Source organism: Methylobacterium tardum (assembly GCF_023546765.1).
In the GTDB taxonomy this organism is placed as follows: domain Bacteria; phylum Pseudomonadota; class Alphaproteobacteria; order Rhizobiales; family Beijerinckiaceae; genus Methylobacterium; species Methylobacterium tardum.
In genome coordinates, this window is the sequence record NZ_CP097484.1 from 6,880,086 (window position 1) to 6,894,209 (window position 14,124).

General features: G+C 68.1%; 13 protein-coding genes. 7 read left to right on the top strand and 6 right to left on the bottom strand.

The window, feature by feature from the left end:
• Positions 1-4: 4 nt before the first annotated feature.
• Positions 5-1,285, top strand: a complete 1,281-nt coding sequence (locus M6G65_RS33035) for an O-acetylhomoserine aminocarboxypropyltransferase (RefSeq protein WP_250103404.1) — start codon at positions 5-7, stop codon at positions 1,283-1,285.
• 147 nt (positions 1,286-1,432) lie between these two features.
• On the opposite strand, the gene M6G65_RS33040 is transcribed toward M6G65_RS33035, so the two are convergent.
• Entirely contained in the window at positions 1,433-3,220 is a 1,788-nt protein-coding gene (locus tag M6G65_RS33040) for an acyl-CoA dehydrogenase C-terminal domain-containing protein (protein WP_250103405.1), read from the bottom strand.
• A gap of 302 nt (positions 3,221-3,522) precedes the next feature.
• On the opposite strand from M6G65_RS33040, the gene M6G65_RS33045 reads away from it, so the two are divergent.
• Both M6G65_RS33045 and M6G65_RS33050 read left to right on the top strand, forming a co-directional pair.
• Positions 3,523-6,753, top strand: coding sequence for an SEL1-like repeat protein (locus M6G65_RS33045; RefSeq protein WP_238194436.1), 3,231 nt, complete (start codon positions 3,523-3,525; stop codon positions 6,751-6,753).
• 137 nt (positions 6,754-6,890) lie between these two features.
• Positions 6,891-7,328 (top strand): DUF3429 domain-containing protein, encoded by a 438-nt coding sequence (locus M6G65_RS33050; RefSeq protein ID WP_192706828.1) that lies wholly within the window; start codon positions 6,891-6,893, stop codon positions 7,326-7,328.
• A gap of 108 nt (positions 7,329-7,436) precedes the next feature.
• Here the strand turns inward: M6G65_RS33050 and M6G65_RS33055 are convergent, their stop codons facing one another.
• Complete coding sequence (locus tag M6G65_RS33055; protein ID WP_250103406.1) at positions 7,437-8,651, bottom strand: NADP-dependent isocitrate dehydrogenase; 1,215 nt, start codon at positions 8,649-8,651, stop codon at positions 7,437-7,439.
• 206 nt (positions 8,652-8,857) lie between these two features.
• Here M6G65_RS33055 and M6G65_RS33060 point away from each other — a divergent pair, with 206 nt between their 5' ends.
• A complete protein-coding gene (locus M6G65_RS33060; RefSeq protein ID WP_238194438.1) occupies positions 8,858-9,631 on the top strand; it encodes an RNA methyltransferase in 774 nt (257 codons plus the stop codon).
• Here the strand turns inward: M6G65_RS33060 and M6G65_RS33065 are convergent, their stop codons facing one another.
• Complete coding sequence (locus tag M6G65_RS33065; RefSeq protein ID WP_238194439.1) at positions 9,632-9,817, bottom strand: hypothetical protein; 186 nt, start codon at positions 9,815-9,817, stop codon at positions 9,632-9,634. It lies immediately after the preceding gene.
• Positions 9,818-9,942: 125 nt separating this feature from the next.
• Between M6G65_RS33065 and ccmA the strand changes: the two genes are divergently transcribed.
• Together ccmA and ccmB are read left to right on the top strand one after the other, a co-directional pair.
• The gene (gene ccmA, locus M6G65_RS33070; protein WP_250103407.1) at positions 9,943-10,581 is read left to right on the top strand and encodes a heme ABC exporter ATP-binding protein CcmA; all 639 of its coding nucleotides are present in this window, start codon (positions 9,943-9,945) and stop codon (positions 10,579-10,581) included.
• A complete protein-coding gene (gene ccmB, locus M6G65_RS33075; protein ID WP_238194501.1) occupies positions 10,578-11,246 on the top strand; it encodes a heme exporter protein CcmB in 669 nt (222 codons plus the stop codon). The genes ccmA and ccmB overlap by 4 nt, the downstream gene beginning before the upstream one ends.
• A gap of 31 nt (positions 11,247-11,277) precedes the next feature.
• On the opposite strand, the gene M6G65_RS33080 is transcribed toward ccmB, so the two are convergent.
• The 3 genes from M6G65_RS33080 to M6G65_RS33090 form a co-directional block, all read right to left on the bottom strand.
• On the bottom strand, positions 11,278-11,931 hold the full coding sequence (locus tag M6G65_RS33080; protein ID WP_238194441.1) for a hypothetical protein: 654 nt from the start codon (positions 11,929-11,931) through the stop codon (positions 11,278-11,280).
• A 62-nt stretch (positions 11,932-11,993) separates the two neighbouring features.
• Entirely contained in the window at positions 11,994-12,479 is a 486-nt protein-coding gene (locus tag M6G65_RS33085) for a hypothetical protein (RefSeq protein WP_238194442.1), read from the bottom strand.
• On the bottom strand, positions 12,470-13,084 hold the full coding sequence (locus M6G65_RS33090) for a hypothetical protein (RefSeq protein WP_238194443.1): 615 nt from the start codon (positions 13,082-13,084) through the stop codon (positions 12,470-12,472). The genes M6G65_RS33085 and M6G65_RS33090 overlap by 10 nt, the downstream gene beginning before the upstream one ends.
• A gap of 293 nt (positions 13,085-13,377) precedes the next feature.
• Between M6G65_RS33090 and rpsT the strand changes: the two genes are divergently transcribed.
• On the top strand, positions 13,378-13,644 hold the full coding sequence (gene rpsT / locus M6G65_RS33095) for a 30S ribosomal protein S20 (RefSeq protein WP_007561677.1): 267 nt from the start codon (positions 13,378-13,380) through the stop codon (positions 13,642-13,644).
• The last annotated feature ends 480 nt before the right edge of the window (positions 13,645-14,124 follow it).

The following is a 14,124-nucleotide window of genomic DNA, read 5'->3' on the forward strand; positions in this document are numbered from 1 at the left end:
GGCGATGACCGACCGCCTGCCCGGCTTCAACACGCTGGCGATCCATGCGGGCGCCGCCCCCGATGCAGCTACGGGCGCGCGCGCGACGCCGATCTACCAGACCACCAGCTTCGTGTTCGGCGACGTCGATCACGCCGCCTCGCTGTTCGGGCTCCAGGCCTTCGGCAACATCTACACGCGGATCACCAATCCGACGAACGCCGTGCTGGAGGAGCGCATCGCCGCGCTCGAAGGCGGAACGGCCGCCCTGGCGGTGGCATCCGGCCACGCCGCCGAGTTCCTGACGATGCACGCCCTGATGCAGCCGGGCGACGAGTTCGTCGCCTCGAACAAGCTCTACGGCGGCTCGATCAACCAGTTCAATCACTCGTACAAGAACTTCGGCTGGTCGGTGGCCTGGGCCGAGAACGATGATCCGGCCTCTTTCGAGGCGGCGATCACGCCGCGCACGAAGGCGATCTTCTGCGAGTCGATCGCCAATCCCGGCGGCGTCATCACCGACATCGCGGCGCTGTCGCAGATCGCCAAGAAGCACAACATTCCTCTCGTCGCCGACAACACCATGGCGACGCCGTACTTGATCCGCCCGTTGGAGCACGGTGCCGACATCATCGTGCATTCGGCGACGAAGTTCCTCGGCGGCCACGGCAACTCGATCGGCGGCCTGATCGTCGACGGCGGCTCATTCCAGTGGGCGGGCGATGCGCGCTACCCGATGATGAGCCAGCCGCGGCCGGAATATTCCGGCATGGTGCTGGCCGAGACCTTCGGCAATTTCGGCTTCGCTATCGCCTGCCGGGTCCTAGGACTGCGCGATCTCGGGCCGGCCCTGTCGCCGTTCAACGCCTTCCTGATCCTCAACGGCATCGAGACGCTGCCGCTGCGCATGCAGCGCCATTCCGACAACGCGCTGACGGTGGCCAAGCATCTGTCGACGCATCCGGCGGTTTCGTGGGTCAGCTATCCCGGGCTGGAGAGCGACCGCTATCACCAGCTCGCCCGGCGCTATACGCCCAATGGGGCGGGGGCGGTGTTCACCTTCGGGCTGAAGGGCGGCTACGAGGCCGGCGTCAAGCTCGTCTCGAACCTGCAGCTGTTCTCGCACCTCGCCAATATCGGCGACACGCGCTCGCTGATCATCCACCCGGCCTCCACCACGCACCGCCAGCTGACCGACGCGCAGAAGACCGCCGCCGGTGCGGGTCCGGACGTGGTGCGGCTGTCGATCGGCCTGGAGGATCCCGCAGACCTCATCGAGGATCTGGACGCGGCGCTCGGCAGCTGATCCCGCGCGCAGCGAAGCGACCCGGAGCAGCGCGCGGTCTGGGATCGCGGTGCTGCCTGGATGGCTTCGGTCCGCTCGCAAGGTCGGCGGAGAGGGATTGACCGTCCGCCGTGCGCTACGCGTTCAAGGGCGCGCTCGGCGAGACGCTCAGAAAGCGTCCGCCTCGAGGACCATGGTGCTCTCGGCACCAGCCTTGATCCGCGTCAGGCGCAAGCCGGTCTCCGGCAGCATCCGCTCCATGAAGAACCGGCCGCCTGCCAGCTTGGATTCCCAGCGCGGTGAGGGCGCCTCGGCATGCTTGGCCAGGGCCGCCTTGGCAATCCGCGCCCACATGTAGCCCAGGGCCACGAGGCCGAAGAGGTGCATGAAGTCGGTCGCGCCCGCCCCGGCATTGTCGGGCTTCGCGAAAGCGTTCTGCATCAGCCACATCACGGCGCCCTGCAGGTCGTTCACCCCGGCCTGAAGCGGCTTGACGAACGGCGCCATGGCCGGGTCCTCGCCGTGATCCTTCAGGAACGTCTGGACCTCCCCCAGGAAGGCCATCATCGCCCGGCCGCCGTCCTTGGGCAGCTTGCGGCCGATCAGGTCCATGGCCTGGATGCCGTTGGCGCCTTCGTAGATCATGGCGATGCGGGCATCGCGCACGAACTGCGACATGCCCCATTCCTCGATGTAGCCGTGACCGCCGAGGAGCTGCTGCGCTTCAACCGCGTTGGCGAAGCCGCGATCGGTGAGCACGCCCTTCACCACCGGGGTCATCAGCCCGAGATGGTCGTCGGCGGCCTGCCGCTCCTTGGCATCCTCGGAGCGGTGCAGGATGTCGGCCTGAAGCGCGGTCCAGAGCATCAGGGCGCGCGCCGCCTCGTTAAAGGCGCGGATCTGCATCAGCGTGCGGCGCACGTCCGGATGGACGATGATCGGGTCGGCCGCCTTCTCGGGCGCCTTCGCGCCGGTCAGCGCCCGGCCCTGGAGGCGGTCCTTCGCGTAGGCGGCGGCGTTTTGGTAGGCGACCTCCGACTGCCCCAGTCCCTGGACACCCACGGCGAGCCGCGCCTCGTTCATCATCACGAACATGGCGTTGAGGCCGCGATTCTCCTGGCCGACCAGCCAGCCGGTCGCCCCGTCGTAGTTCATGACGCAGGTGGCGTTCCCGTGGATGCCCATCTTGTGCTCCAGGGAGCCGCAGGTCACGCCGTTGCGCGCGCCGAGGGAACCGTCCGCGTTCACCAGGAACTTGGGCACGACGAAGAGCGAGATGCCCTTGGTCCCGGCCGGCGCGCCCTCGATCCGGGCGATGACGAGGTGCACGATGTTCTCGGCCAGGTCGTGCTCGCCGGCCGAGATGAAGATCTTGGTTCCGGTGAGGCTGTACGAGCCGTCGCCGTTCGGAACCGCCTTGGTCTTCAGCAGGCCGAGATCCGTGCCGCAATGCGGCTCGGTGAGGTTCATGGTGCCGGTCCAGGCGCCCTCGACCATCTTGGGCAGGTAGAGCGCCTTCTGCTCCTCGGTGCCGTGGACCAGCAGGGCAGCCATCGCGCCCTGGGTCAGGCCGGGATACATCCCGAAGGCGAGATTGGCGCCGGAAGCGAATTCCTGGATCGCCGTGTTGAGCGTGTGCGGCAGTCCCTGCCCGCCATAGGCCTCGGGAACCGAGAGGCCCATCCAGCCGCCTTGCGCGTAGGTATCGTAGGCCGCCTTGAAGCCGGTCGGGGTGCGGACGGTGCCGTCCGCCTCCCGGCGGCAGCCCTCGACATCACCCGTCCGGTTCAGCGGGGCCAGCACCTCTTCCGCCAGCTTGGCGCCCTCGCGCAGGACCGCCTCGGCGACGTCCGGCGAAGCGTCGGCGAACCCGGCCAAGTTGTCGCGCGCGTGAAATCCCAGGACGTCCGTGAGCAGGAACAGCGTGTCGTCGACCGGTGCGCGGTACTGCGGCATCTCTGGCTTCCCCCGGCTGTGCGCGGACCTCTTGCATCGATCCGCCGCGTTGGCCGCATGTAAACAATCCGCCGCCCGGCGATCAACGGCGAAGCCTTGCCGCAGGGTGACGCCCGGCCTCAGCCATCACGATCTTCCAGGCTTGGTGATTACCGGACAATCGAACCCTTAACCTCGTGTTTACCAAGAAAGTTAATCGTCACGCTCGAACGATCCGATGTGCGCGTTCCGTGGATGCCCAGCCGGGGTGTCTCCGTCGTGCACAGGATCGGTTGCCGAACGCTGCCGACGACAGGCCACCGATGACCCGCAACGCGATGCCGCAGCTCGACAGTTTCGATCCCGAGGTGCTGGATGCCGCCCGGGACGTCGCGGCGCGCGCAGGTGTTCCGCTGGAGACCTGGATCGCCTCGGTGGTGCCGCAGGGGCAGCCGGCGCCGGGAGGCAATCGGCGTCACCGTCGCCGTCATCGCGCCGAGCAACTCGCGCATACCACCAGCCGGTCCGAGACCGCGGCCGCCGAGGAACGCCGCGCGGCCAAGGCCGAATCGGCCGAAGGCTACGGCAACGGCATCAACGCCCTGATGGACCGCCTCGACGGCCTCAACCGGGTGCTCGACGAGGAACGGCGCAGCGCCCAGGAGGCCGAGGCGCGCCGGCTCGCCGAGATCGAGGCGCGCATCGAGCGCGCCCTGAAGGCTGCGCCCGTCCAGGAAGTCACCGACCGTCTCGGCGATATCGAGCGCCGGATGTCGCAGCTCGGGGAGCAGGTCGCCGCCACCCGCCCGCCGGGCCGCCGCGCCCGTCCCGCAGCCGCCGACATTCGCAACGCGGTCCAGGATATCCGCCAGCGGCAGCGGGAGCTGTCGCAAGAGGTCGCCGCCGGACCCACGCTGGATGCCGCCTCCGACGGGGGCGTGGTCGCCAGCATGCGCCTGGACCTCGCCCGCCGACTCGAAGCCCGGATCGAGGAGGTTGCCGCTCCTTCTGCGTCTCTGTCCGAGCTGCAGGACGAGACGGCCCGCCTGCGCGAGGCGATCAACCAGCTGGCCACGAGCCGCGACATCGGTGCGCTGGAGCAGGCGGTCGTCTCGCTGGCGAGCGGCGTCGAGCGCGCCCAGGCGGGGACCGACCTCACCGCCATTGCGGCCCCGATCGAGCAGGTCCGAGCTCAGGTCGAGCGCCTGGCCGAAGAGGTCGCCGAGAACGTCCACAGCCGCGTCGCCGAGGATGTGCGCCGCCTCGCCGAGCGCCTCGATACGATCGCCGCCACCGGAGCCGCGGATCCCCACGGGCCGACCCTCGCCGGCCTGTTCGCGGAACTCGAGGAGATCCGCCGCCTGATCGGCACCCTGGCGGGTCCGGAGCGGATTCAGAGCCTCGCGAACAGCCTGCAGGCCGTGAGCGCGCAGATCGCGCAGCTGCAGCGGGTCGGCACCGGCCAGGATTTGCGGCCGCTGCTGGAGGAGATCCGCAGCGACGTGAAGATCGCCGCGCCGGCGGCCCTGGCCGAGCAGATCCAGGCGATGGCCGGCAAGGTCGACCTTCTCTGCGCGCGGGACGACTGGTCCGAGCACGCCGGGGACGGCACGGGTGCGCGGTCCGGCGAGATGGCTTCCATCCACGCCATGCTGCGCAGCCTCGCCGACAAGGTCGACCAGGTCGGCATCCGCTCGGAGCACGAAGGGCTCGATGCGCTTGAGCGGCAGGTGGTCACCTTGGCTGGCCGGCTCGACGCCCCGCGCGCCTCTGATCCGGCGCTCGTCAGCCTCGAGCATACGATGGGCGAGCTGCTTCGGCAGGTGACGGCCCTGCGCGAAGCTGCGCCGAGCGAGGCCGTGGTGGAACGCGCCGCGCGCAGCGCCGTGGCCCAGACCCTCAAGGGCTCCGCGATCGGCGCCGACAGCGGCGAGATCGGTCTGCTGCGGGCCAGCCTGGCGGACATGCAGGCGCGGCAGGTCACCTCGGACCAGCGCCTCGGCGCCACGCTGAACGGCGTGCAATCCGCGCTCGAACGGCTGATCGACCGCCTCGGTCCGGTGGATGCTGGCAGCACGCGCGCGCCGTCCCTCGACGCGCGCCTGAAATCCTCGACCAGCCCGGAGGCCGCCCTGGCCCCCGCGGAGGCAAGGGTTGCGGCCCGGCAGGACGGCGCCGAGTCCCTGCGGATCTCCGACGACCTCCTCGAGCCCGGCAGCGGGCGTCCCAACCGCGCTTCGCGTGCGGGCCGGGAGGCGGGTGCCCGCCGCTCCTCGAAGGAGCGCACTGCCGACCTGATCCGGGCCGGTGAGACCGGGGATGCAACCGCCGAGACGGACATCAAGACCAGCTTCATCGCGGCGGCGCGCCGCGCCGCGCAAGCCGCTCAGGCGGAGCTCGCCGCGGAGGCACCGGCCGAGCGCCGCGACGCGCGCACCCAGAAAATGGTGCTGACGCCGTCAGCGTCGGAAGACGGCCGCTTCGCGCGCCTCCGCGCCGAGATCGACCGCCGCCGCCGGCCGCTGCTGCTCGGCCTGGCCGCCATCGTGCTGGCCCTGGGCGCGCTTCAGGCGGTCACCATGCGCGGCGCGGAGGAGCAGCGTCCGGTCGTCGCGAGCCAGGCCGCCCCGGTCCGTGAGGAGCCGGCGAAGGCGGCTGTGCCGGATGCCGGCCGCGACGAGACCAAGGAAGCGCCTAAGGACAATCCGGCCGCGAAGGCGCCGGTCAGCGAACCGACGACCACGCAGGCCCTGCCGACCCCGCCTCCGGCCGAGGCGCACCCGCCGGCTTCCAAGGCGTTGGTGCCGCAGATCTCGGGGATGAACAGCCTGCAGGCTGATCTCGGCAACCTGCCGCCGGCTCTCGCGAAGCTGAAGGCGGCCGCACTGGACGGCGACGGCGCGGCGATCTTCGATCTTGCGAGCCGGGAGGCCGACGGCCGCGGCATGCCCCGCGACCTCGCGGTCGCGGCCAAGCTCTACGAGAAGCTCGCCACGGCCGGCTACGCCCCGGCTCAGTACAAGCTCGGCGGCCAGTACGAGAAGGGATCCGGCCTCGTTCGGGATCTCGACAAGGCGAAGCTGTGGTACGGCCGCGCCGCCGAGCAGGGACACGCCCGCTCGATGCACAATCTCGCGGTGCTCTACGCCGAAAATCCCGCCGCCAGCGGCAAGCCGGATTTCGCCTCCGCCGCCTCGTGGTTTCGACAGGGCGCCGAATTCGGCGTCCGCGACAGCCAGTACAATCTGGGAGTGCTGTACGCGCGGGGGCTGGGGCTGACGCAGGATCTCGTGCAGTCGTATGCGTGGTTCGCCGCGGCGGCAGCTCAGGGCGACGACGACGCCGCCAAGAAGCGGGACGACGTCGCCAACAAGCTGAGCCCGGCCGACCTCGCCAAGGCCAAGGGCCTGGCGGCGACGTTCAAGCCGCGAAAGATCGACGCGGCCGTCAACGAGCCGCCGGCCCCGAAGGCCGGTGCAAACGCCCCGATGTCCCTCCTCGGCGCGCCCGCGCCGAACACGGTGGCCTTCTCGGCGCCCGCACGGCGGACCTAGCGGCGAGCTGCCGCCCCACTAGGCCCGCGATCCGAGCTTGACCGCCGTGCCGCGATGCGGGAACGCTCCGGCCGGGCGGCGTCGGACCAGTTCCGGATCGTGCGGGTGACCCACCCTGGCCGCCGCTCGGAGGATGGATGGCGCACCGGAACCCTGTCCCGATCAGCGCCATCGTTCTGGGTGTGGCCGGCCTGATCCCGTTTCTCGGATTTGCGGCCCTGGCCGTCTCCGGCACCGATGGCGGGTTGAGCAGCATCGGATTGGCGCCGCGCACCATCCTCTCCGCCTACGGGGCGGTGATCGCCTCCTTCCTGGGCGGCATCCGCTGGGGTGCCGCAGCGGCGCGCAACGCCGGAAACGGCGACTACATCGTGGCGATCGTCCCGTCCCTGGTGGCCTGGGCCGCCATGGCGGCGCCGGCGCCCTGGGACCTGCGCATCCTCGGCGGTCTCGTGCTGGCCTGGGGGCTCATCGATCAGGATCTGCCCCGCCGCGGCCTCGCACCGCTCTGGCTGGGCCGACTGCGGCTCGTTCTGTCCGGCGTCGCCGGCGCCGCGTTGCTGGTTGCCGCCTGAGCGCCTGTTCGATCCGCGGCCCCGCCTGAGCGTTCTCGGCGGATGGGGCGCCGACGAGAAACGGCGGGCGTCCGGAACGCCCGCCGCTCTCAAGGTCTTGCTCGTGCCTCACGCACCCATGGCGGTCTTCAGGTTCTGGTCGACCTTGTCGAGGAAGCCCGTCGTGGAGAGCCACTTCTGATCGGGCCCGACCAGCAGCGCCAGGTCCTTGGTCATGAAGCCGGCCTCGACCGTGTCGACGCAGACCTTCTCCAGGGTGGCGGAGAACTTCGCCAGATCGTCGTTGCCGTCGAGCTTGGCGCGGTGGGACAGGCCGCGGGTCCAGGCGAAGATCGACGCGATCGAGTTGGTCGAGGTCTCGCGGCCCTTCTGGTGCTCGCGGTAGTGGCGGGTGACGGTGCCGTGGGCGGCCTCGGCCTCGACGGTCTGGCCATCCGGCGTCATCAGCACGGAGGTCATCAGGCCGAGCGAGCCGAAGCCCTGCGCGGCAGTGTCGGACTGGACGTCGCCGTCGTAGTTCTTGCAGGCCCAGACGTAGCCGCCCGACCATTTCAGGCACGAGGCGACCATGTCGCCGATCAGGCGGTGCTCGTAGGTGATGCCGAGCGGCTTGAACTTGGCCTCGAACTCCTCCTCGTAGACCTTCTGGAACAGGTCCTTGAACCGGCCGTCATAGGCCTTCAGGATGGTGTTCTTGGTCGACAGATAGACCGGGTACTTGCGCGCGAGGCCGTAGTTCATCGAGGCGCGGGCGAAGTCGATGATCGACTGGTCGAGGTTGTACATCGACATGGCGACACCGGCCTCGGGGAATTTGAATACCTCCTTCTCGATGACGGTGCCGTCGTCGCCCTCGAATTTGATGGTCAGGCGGCCCTTGCCGGGCACCTTGAAATCGGTGGCGCGATACTGGTCGCCGTAGGCGTGGCGGCCGATCACGAAGGGCTGGGTCCAGCCGGGCACGAGGCGCGGCACGTTCTTGCAGATGATCGGCTCGCGGAAGATCACGCCGCCGAGGATGTTGCGGATCGTGCCGTTCGGCGACCGCCACATCTCCTTGAGGCCGAATTCCTGCACCCGCTGCTCGTCGGGGGTGATGGTCGCGCACTTCACGCCGACGCCGTGGCGCTTGATCGCCTCGGCGGCGTCGACCGTGACCTTGTCGTTGGTGGCGTCGCGGTGCTCGACGCCGAGATCGTAGTACTCGAGGTCGACGTCGAGATAGGGATGGATGAGCTTGTTCTTGATCTCGGCCCAGATGATCCGGGTCATCTCGTCGCCGTCGAGCTCGGCGACGGGGTTTGCTACCTTGATCTTCGCCATGGGCCGATGCCTTCCCGCCTTGTTCCGGTGCACGGCATGCAAGGGCCGTGCGGTCGCCGCCCTGAGAGCCGTGTCGGGCGTCTCGGGCCGGAATCGCCCCGCGACATAGCGCGGGGCTTCCGGCGACGGAAGGCGCGCACTGTCATCCGGCCGGCTTCGTCACCCAACCCTCGACGGGCGCGGGCTCGTCATGCCAGACGGCCTTCATGACCAGCCGCGATTCCCAGGACGACGCCCAGAGGAAGGCCACCGAAGTCCCGCCGGGGATCGCCCCGGCCGTGATCCTGGTGGAGCCGCAGCTCGCCGAGAATATCGGGATGACCGCCCGCGCCATGGCGAATTTCGGCCTGTCGGAGCTGCGCCTCGTCAACCCGAAGAACGGGTGGCCCAAGAAGGGCGTCCGCGAGGCGGCCTCGGGCGCGACGCATGTCCTGGACGGGGTCGTGATCTTCGGCAGCGTCGCCGAGGCCATCGCGGACTGCCAGTACGTGCTGGCGACCACGGCGCGCGAGCGCGGGCAGATGAAACGGGTCTTCGCGCCCGAAGAGGCCATGGGCGAGCTCGTGGCCCGGGAGGGCCAGCGCACCGCGGTGATGTTCGGGCGCGAGCGGGTTGGGCTGACCAATGACGAGGTATCGCTCGCCGACGCAATCATCACCTTCCCGGTCTCGCCGGATTTTCCCTCGCTCAACCTCGCGCAGGCGGTGCTGCTGGTCGGCTACACGTGGCGGCAGGCGAGCGGGCGGGCGCGGCTGCCCTTCTCGGGCGAGCTGCTCTCGCCGCCGGCGACCCGCGAGGCGCTGATCGCGCTGTTCGGAAGCCTCGAGGCGGCGCTCGACGAGGCCGGCTTCTACCCGCCGGAGAAGAAGGAGATCATCGCGCGCAATATGCGCGACATGCTCCACCGCATGAGCCTGACCGAGCAGGATGTGCGGACGTTCCGCGGCGCGCTGCGGGTCCTGACCCGAAAGGGGGCCTGATCAGCCGGAGGCCGGCTCCATCTCCGGCGGCTTGCCGCCGCCGAAGCAGCGGCCGACCGCCTCCCAGAACGCCGCCTGCTCCTCGACGGTGCATTGGGCCATCCGCTCCTCGACCTTGGCGCGGCCGGCCACCGCGTCCGGAGTCGCGGCAATATCCGCCTCGCTCGGGTTTCTCGCCTCGGCCATCGGCAATCCTCCGTTGCAGAACGAAAGCGCAGCTGGACCGTGCGGTTCCGTTCCCCGGCGCAATCGGGCATGGAGACGACTTCGCGGAACAGCTGCGCGGCGTCAGGACGGGGGCGGAGGAGCGGGTGCGGCTTAGCGTGGACGATCTGGCCTGCCGCCGCTCCGGGCGCCGCATCTTCTCCAACCTGTCCTTCGCCCTCGGGCCCGGCGACGCCCTGGCGGTGACCGGGCGGAACGGCGCGGGCAAGTCGAGCCTGCTCGCGATCCTGTCGGGGCGGCTGCGGCCCGATGCCGGGCGGATCACGGTCGCCGATGTCGGGGAGGCGAGCCTGCCGGAATGCCTGCACACGGTCGGCCATCGCGACGGGCTGAAGTCGTCGCTGACGGCGGGGGAGAACCTCCTGTTCGCGCAGCGGCTCCTCGGTGCGCCGCGCCTCGGCCCGCGCGCCGCGCTGGAGCGCCTCGGTCTCGGCCATGCCCATGACCTGCCGGTGGCCTATCTCTCGGCGGGCCAGCGGCGGCGCGTTGCCCTGGCCGTGCTGCTGGTTTGCGCCCGGCCGCTCTGGCTGCTGGACGAGCCGACCGCGGCCCTGGACACCACCTCGCAGGCGGTGCTCGCCGAGCTGATGGAAGGCCATCGGGCCGGCGGCGGCCTGGTGATTGCGGCGACCCATCAATCCCTCGGCTTGGCCGGCGCGGCGGAACTGCGCATCGAGGCGACCGCTGCGGCGCCTGCGGCGGACGTGCTGGAGGAATGGGCGTGATTCGGGCCTTCCTCGCCCTCATCGCCCGCGACCTCCGCCTCGCCGGCCGCGTCGGCGGCTCGGGCGCTCTGTCGCTGGTCTTCTTCCTGATGATCGTCGCCCTGGTGCCGTTCGCCCTCGGGCCCGACCTCAACCTGCTGTCGCGGATCGGCCCGTCGATCCTGTGGCTCGCCGCGGTGCTGGCGACACTGATCGGCCTCGACCGCCTGTTCCAGGCCGACGAGGAGGACGGCTCCCTCGACCTGATGACCGCCGCGCCGGTGCCTCTCGAGCTGGTGGTGCTCGGCAAGGTGACGGCGCACTGGCTGACCACCGGCCTGCCGCTGGCGCTGGCCGCGCCGCTCTTCGGCCTGCTCGTGGCCCTCGACGGCACCGCCATGGGCGCGACGTCCCTGACGCTGCTGGCCGGCACGCCGGCGCTCAGCTTCATCGGCGCGGTGGGCGCGGCGCTCACCGCCTCGATTCGGCGGGGCGGCCTGATCCTCGCCGTGCTGGTGCTGCCGCTGATGATTCCGACGCTGATCTTCGGCGTCTCCGCCGCTCAGGCGGCGAGCGGCGGGACGGTGCCGTTTCTCGTGCCGCTGGCCGTGCTCGGGGCTCTGACGCTGATCGCCGCCGTGGTCGGAACGCTGGCGGCGGCGGCGGCACTGCGATGGCCGGAGTGAGGGTTTGCTTTTAACCGGTATGGTCGCTGGTCTAGCCGACCATACCCCAATGTGTGTGTTCCAGGGGAAACGGCGTTGAACGCCAATAGGGTTCAAGGTTCGTGCCGATAGTGTTCTCGGCCTCCCAGCCGTGCGGCAACCGTGCCAGCGCCGCGCGGTCGCCAGCCATCAGCGGTTCGGTCAAGAGGCACCACTGGTCGTAAACATAATTGCGTGACGGATCTGACAGGGTCGTACGCGGCACATAGTTGTGCATCACATTTCGCCACTCCGCCTGCGCCGCTGGAATTTCGCCGAGCGCGACATGCATGAGCGTTTTCCAAGGCGGATGCTCGGCAAAGGAATTATGCTGGTGTGCACGTAGATGAGCGATAGTTTTCTCCAACGTATCGAGAGAGGAAAACACCGGCAGGATCCTGGCTTCGACCTGATCGATAAAGTCGCCCGGCATGGTGGGATCATCCCATTCGAACAGCCCGGTTCGACCCCGGGGCCTGTATTTAAGTGATCGACCGATTAGCGAACACGCTCCGATTCGACTAATAAACGCATAATGTCCCGGCTCAAATCGAGTATCTACCCACCAGTCGACTGTGAAATTTCCTCTTTTTGGCCTATTGTGGATACGAATATAAGGGTTCCAGTGAGTGACCGGCAGATAGGCCATAATATTGCCGGTGGCCATGATGAGGTCGTTGTGCCTCTGGAGCAGAGGTTTGGCCAGCCTCTTGATTTGGGGGGCGGAACTCATGTTTGCGGTTTCACTTGAGTGATGATGATTCGTTCGAGGTAAGGGTAATTCCTGATCGCGGCAGCGGCGAGCTGCATGGCCCGCGCCAATGACATTTCCGCATTTCCGGTTTTGTGATCATAGACGCAGACAGTCCGTGTTGCCTTCACGTTTTCCAGAAGATCAAGTCGGACGTTGCCTGGCTTGTAAGGGTTAGACTTTCCTCCACTCGGATCGAGCAGGATTTCTGCTTTAAAATAAGGATCTTCCTGAGAATTCACGCGTCTCGCGACCTCAATATGTACCTTGGTGCCAAAATCCGTCGGGTCTCGATAATTGCCTGACGCGCAGACTGACTTCGTGACATCATTGACGATGGCTAAGGCTTCTCCATTGCGCGGGCACGCGCCGTCGAGCGCCTGCTGATTGAGTTTGCCGACCCAGGGTGTCAGGGCTTGTTGTGCGCCAGTGCCGGGATCGAATTCGTGTGCGGTCAGGCCCAAAACCGCTCCAAAGCCATCGTCCTGAGTGGATAAGACCGCCAGCAGCGACAGCGCGAGCTCGAGGTCCGCACGGGTTCAACAGCGGCGAGCGCGCCTTCGATTGCTAGCGAAACAGCCGGCAGGAAGGCGGGCTGTACGATTGGTTCGGAGACGAGGTCTATCGCAGTGAAGGTACTGCGCGACTGCACGTCGCCGGTCTGACCATCCCGGATCGTCTGCGTTTCCCCGGATGTCTCGAAGATCCGGCTCTCGCCGTCCGGCGCGATCACCGTGTGTTGTTCGTCGAAGGGCTTTCGCCCAGTGTGTATTCGGATCGACAGGACGTGCGTCCCATCCTCCAGCGTTGTGGCTTCCGTGAACGGGGGCGGATCTTGAGGAGAGGGGCCGCTGGGCCGATCCTCGTGGAGTGTGGCCCATTGGCCGCCCCCGGGAGCGGGCACCCACTCGCCGCCGTTTGGCTGTCCTGCTGGTGCGCGCGGCTGCGTCTCCCAGCCTTTGGCGTGAAGCTGCCGCTGCAGGCGGATCAGCTTTGTCTCCAGGGCGAGGCCGGCAAGAACGCTGCGCAGCACGATCGCATCGACATACGCTTGAGACGTGTCACGCATCGTCGCCTCGCCTCGCCTCGCCTCGCCTCGCCGACCTGTCGCGGCCCGGTCAGAACGGGACAAAACAAGAATATAGGAAAAATATCAAGATCTAAGACATGTGGCTCGATCAGGCCGCTGCGGGCTGTTCCGCGTTGACGCGTCGCGCCCTGCTCACTATAGAGACCGCTTCGCCGAGGGGCCGCGCTTTCGCGCGCGCTGCGTCTCGGTCATCGCCAGACAACCTGACGCGACGACCGATCTCCGGCCAAACCGGCCCGTCGGCATCGCCCGACGAAGAGAACGAGGATTCCATGGCCAACACCGCTTCGGCCAAGAAGATGACCCGCAAGATCGCCAAGCGCACGGCGATCAACCGCTCGCGCCGCTCGCGCATGCGTACCTTCGTCCGCAAGGTCGAAGAGGCCATCGCCACGGGCAACCAGCAGGATGCGCTGGCTGCCCTGCGCGCCGCCGAGCCCGAGATGATGCGCGCCGCGCAGCACGGCATCGTTCACAAGAACAATGCCTCGCGGAAGGTCTCGCGCCTCGCCGCCCGAGTGAAGGCGCTCGCCGCCTAACGCACCCACACAGTCCAGACGGTTTTAAGCCCGGCCTTCGCGCCGGGCTTTTTCGTGCGCGCTGTCCAGGCGGCGTTCGCCGGCGCGCGTGGGTCCGAACCGTTAACCCTATCCAAGAATCGATGCGATTGCAGAGTCCGGGATCGGCGTGTAGCTTAACAGAAACTGACACTCCACAAGCAAAACATAGCGATTTCGGGACTCCAGCGAATCAATCTGATTCGCCAAGACTCTAGCGACCGTGTTGAACGCCCCTGGGAACACTTGCCGACAGCGCCCCGCGCCATCCCCGCAAGTCCCAGTGTTAAAGGAACTGTAGGTAATTGTTGATAGGCTCTTCCAATCGGCAAATGGTCCCCGTGGAGGGGTTGACTCCATGAGTTGGACTCTGTCCCGCCCGTTGTTGCGGGACGCTGAGGGCGTAATTCGTGCGTACGCGCGGCCTGCGGATTTCCGTGGGCAGCGTCGGGAGAGCCAGTG

What these genes read in the sequence shown, in the direction of transcription:
- M6G65_RS33050 (WP_192706828.1), top strand. Translation starts at nt 6,891, where the DNA reads ATGGCGCACCGGAACCCTGTCCCGATCAGCGCCATCGTTCTGGGTGTG.
- M6G65_RS33040 (WP_250103405.1), bottom strand. Translation starts at nt 3,220, where the DNA reads ATGCCGCAGTACCGCGCACCGGTCGACGACACGCTGTTCCTGCTCACG.
- M6G65_RS33065 (WP_238194439.1), bottom strand. Translation starts at nt 9,817, where the DNA reads ATGGCCGAGGCGAGAAACCCGAGCGAGGCGGATATTGCCGCGACTCCG.
- M6G65_RS33060 (WP_238194438.1), top strand. Translation starts at nt 8,858, where the DNA reads ATGACCAGCCGCGATTCCCAGGACGACGCCCAGAGGAAGGCCACCGAA.
- M6G65_RS33080 (WP_238194441.1), bottom strand. Translation starts at nt 11,931, where the DNA reads ATGGCCACCGGCAATATTATGGCCTATCTGCCGGTCACTCACTGGAAC.
- M6G65_RS33055 (WP_250103406.1), bottom strand. Translation starts at nt 8,651, where the DNA reads ATGGCGAAGATCAAGGTAGCAAACCCCGTCGCCGAGCTCGACGGCGAC.
- M6G65_RS33090 (WP_238194443.1), bottom strand. Translation starts at nt 13,084, where the DNA reads ATGCGTGACACGTCTCAAGCGTATGTCGATGCGATCGTGCTGCGCAGC.
- M6G65_RS33035 (WP_250103404.1), top strand. Translation starts at nt 5, where the DNA reads ATGACCGACCGCCTGCCCGGCTTCAACACGCTGGCGATCCATGCGGGC.
- M6G65_RS33045 (WP_238194436.1), top strand. Translation starts at nt 3,523, where the DNA reads ATGACCCGCAACGCGATGCCGCAGCTCGACAGTTTCGATCCCGAGGTG.
- rpsT (WP_007561677.1), top strand. Translation starts at nt 13,378, where the DNA reads ATGGCCAACACCGCTTCGGCCAAGAAGATGACCCGCAAGATCGCCAAG.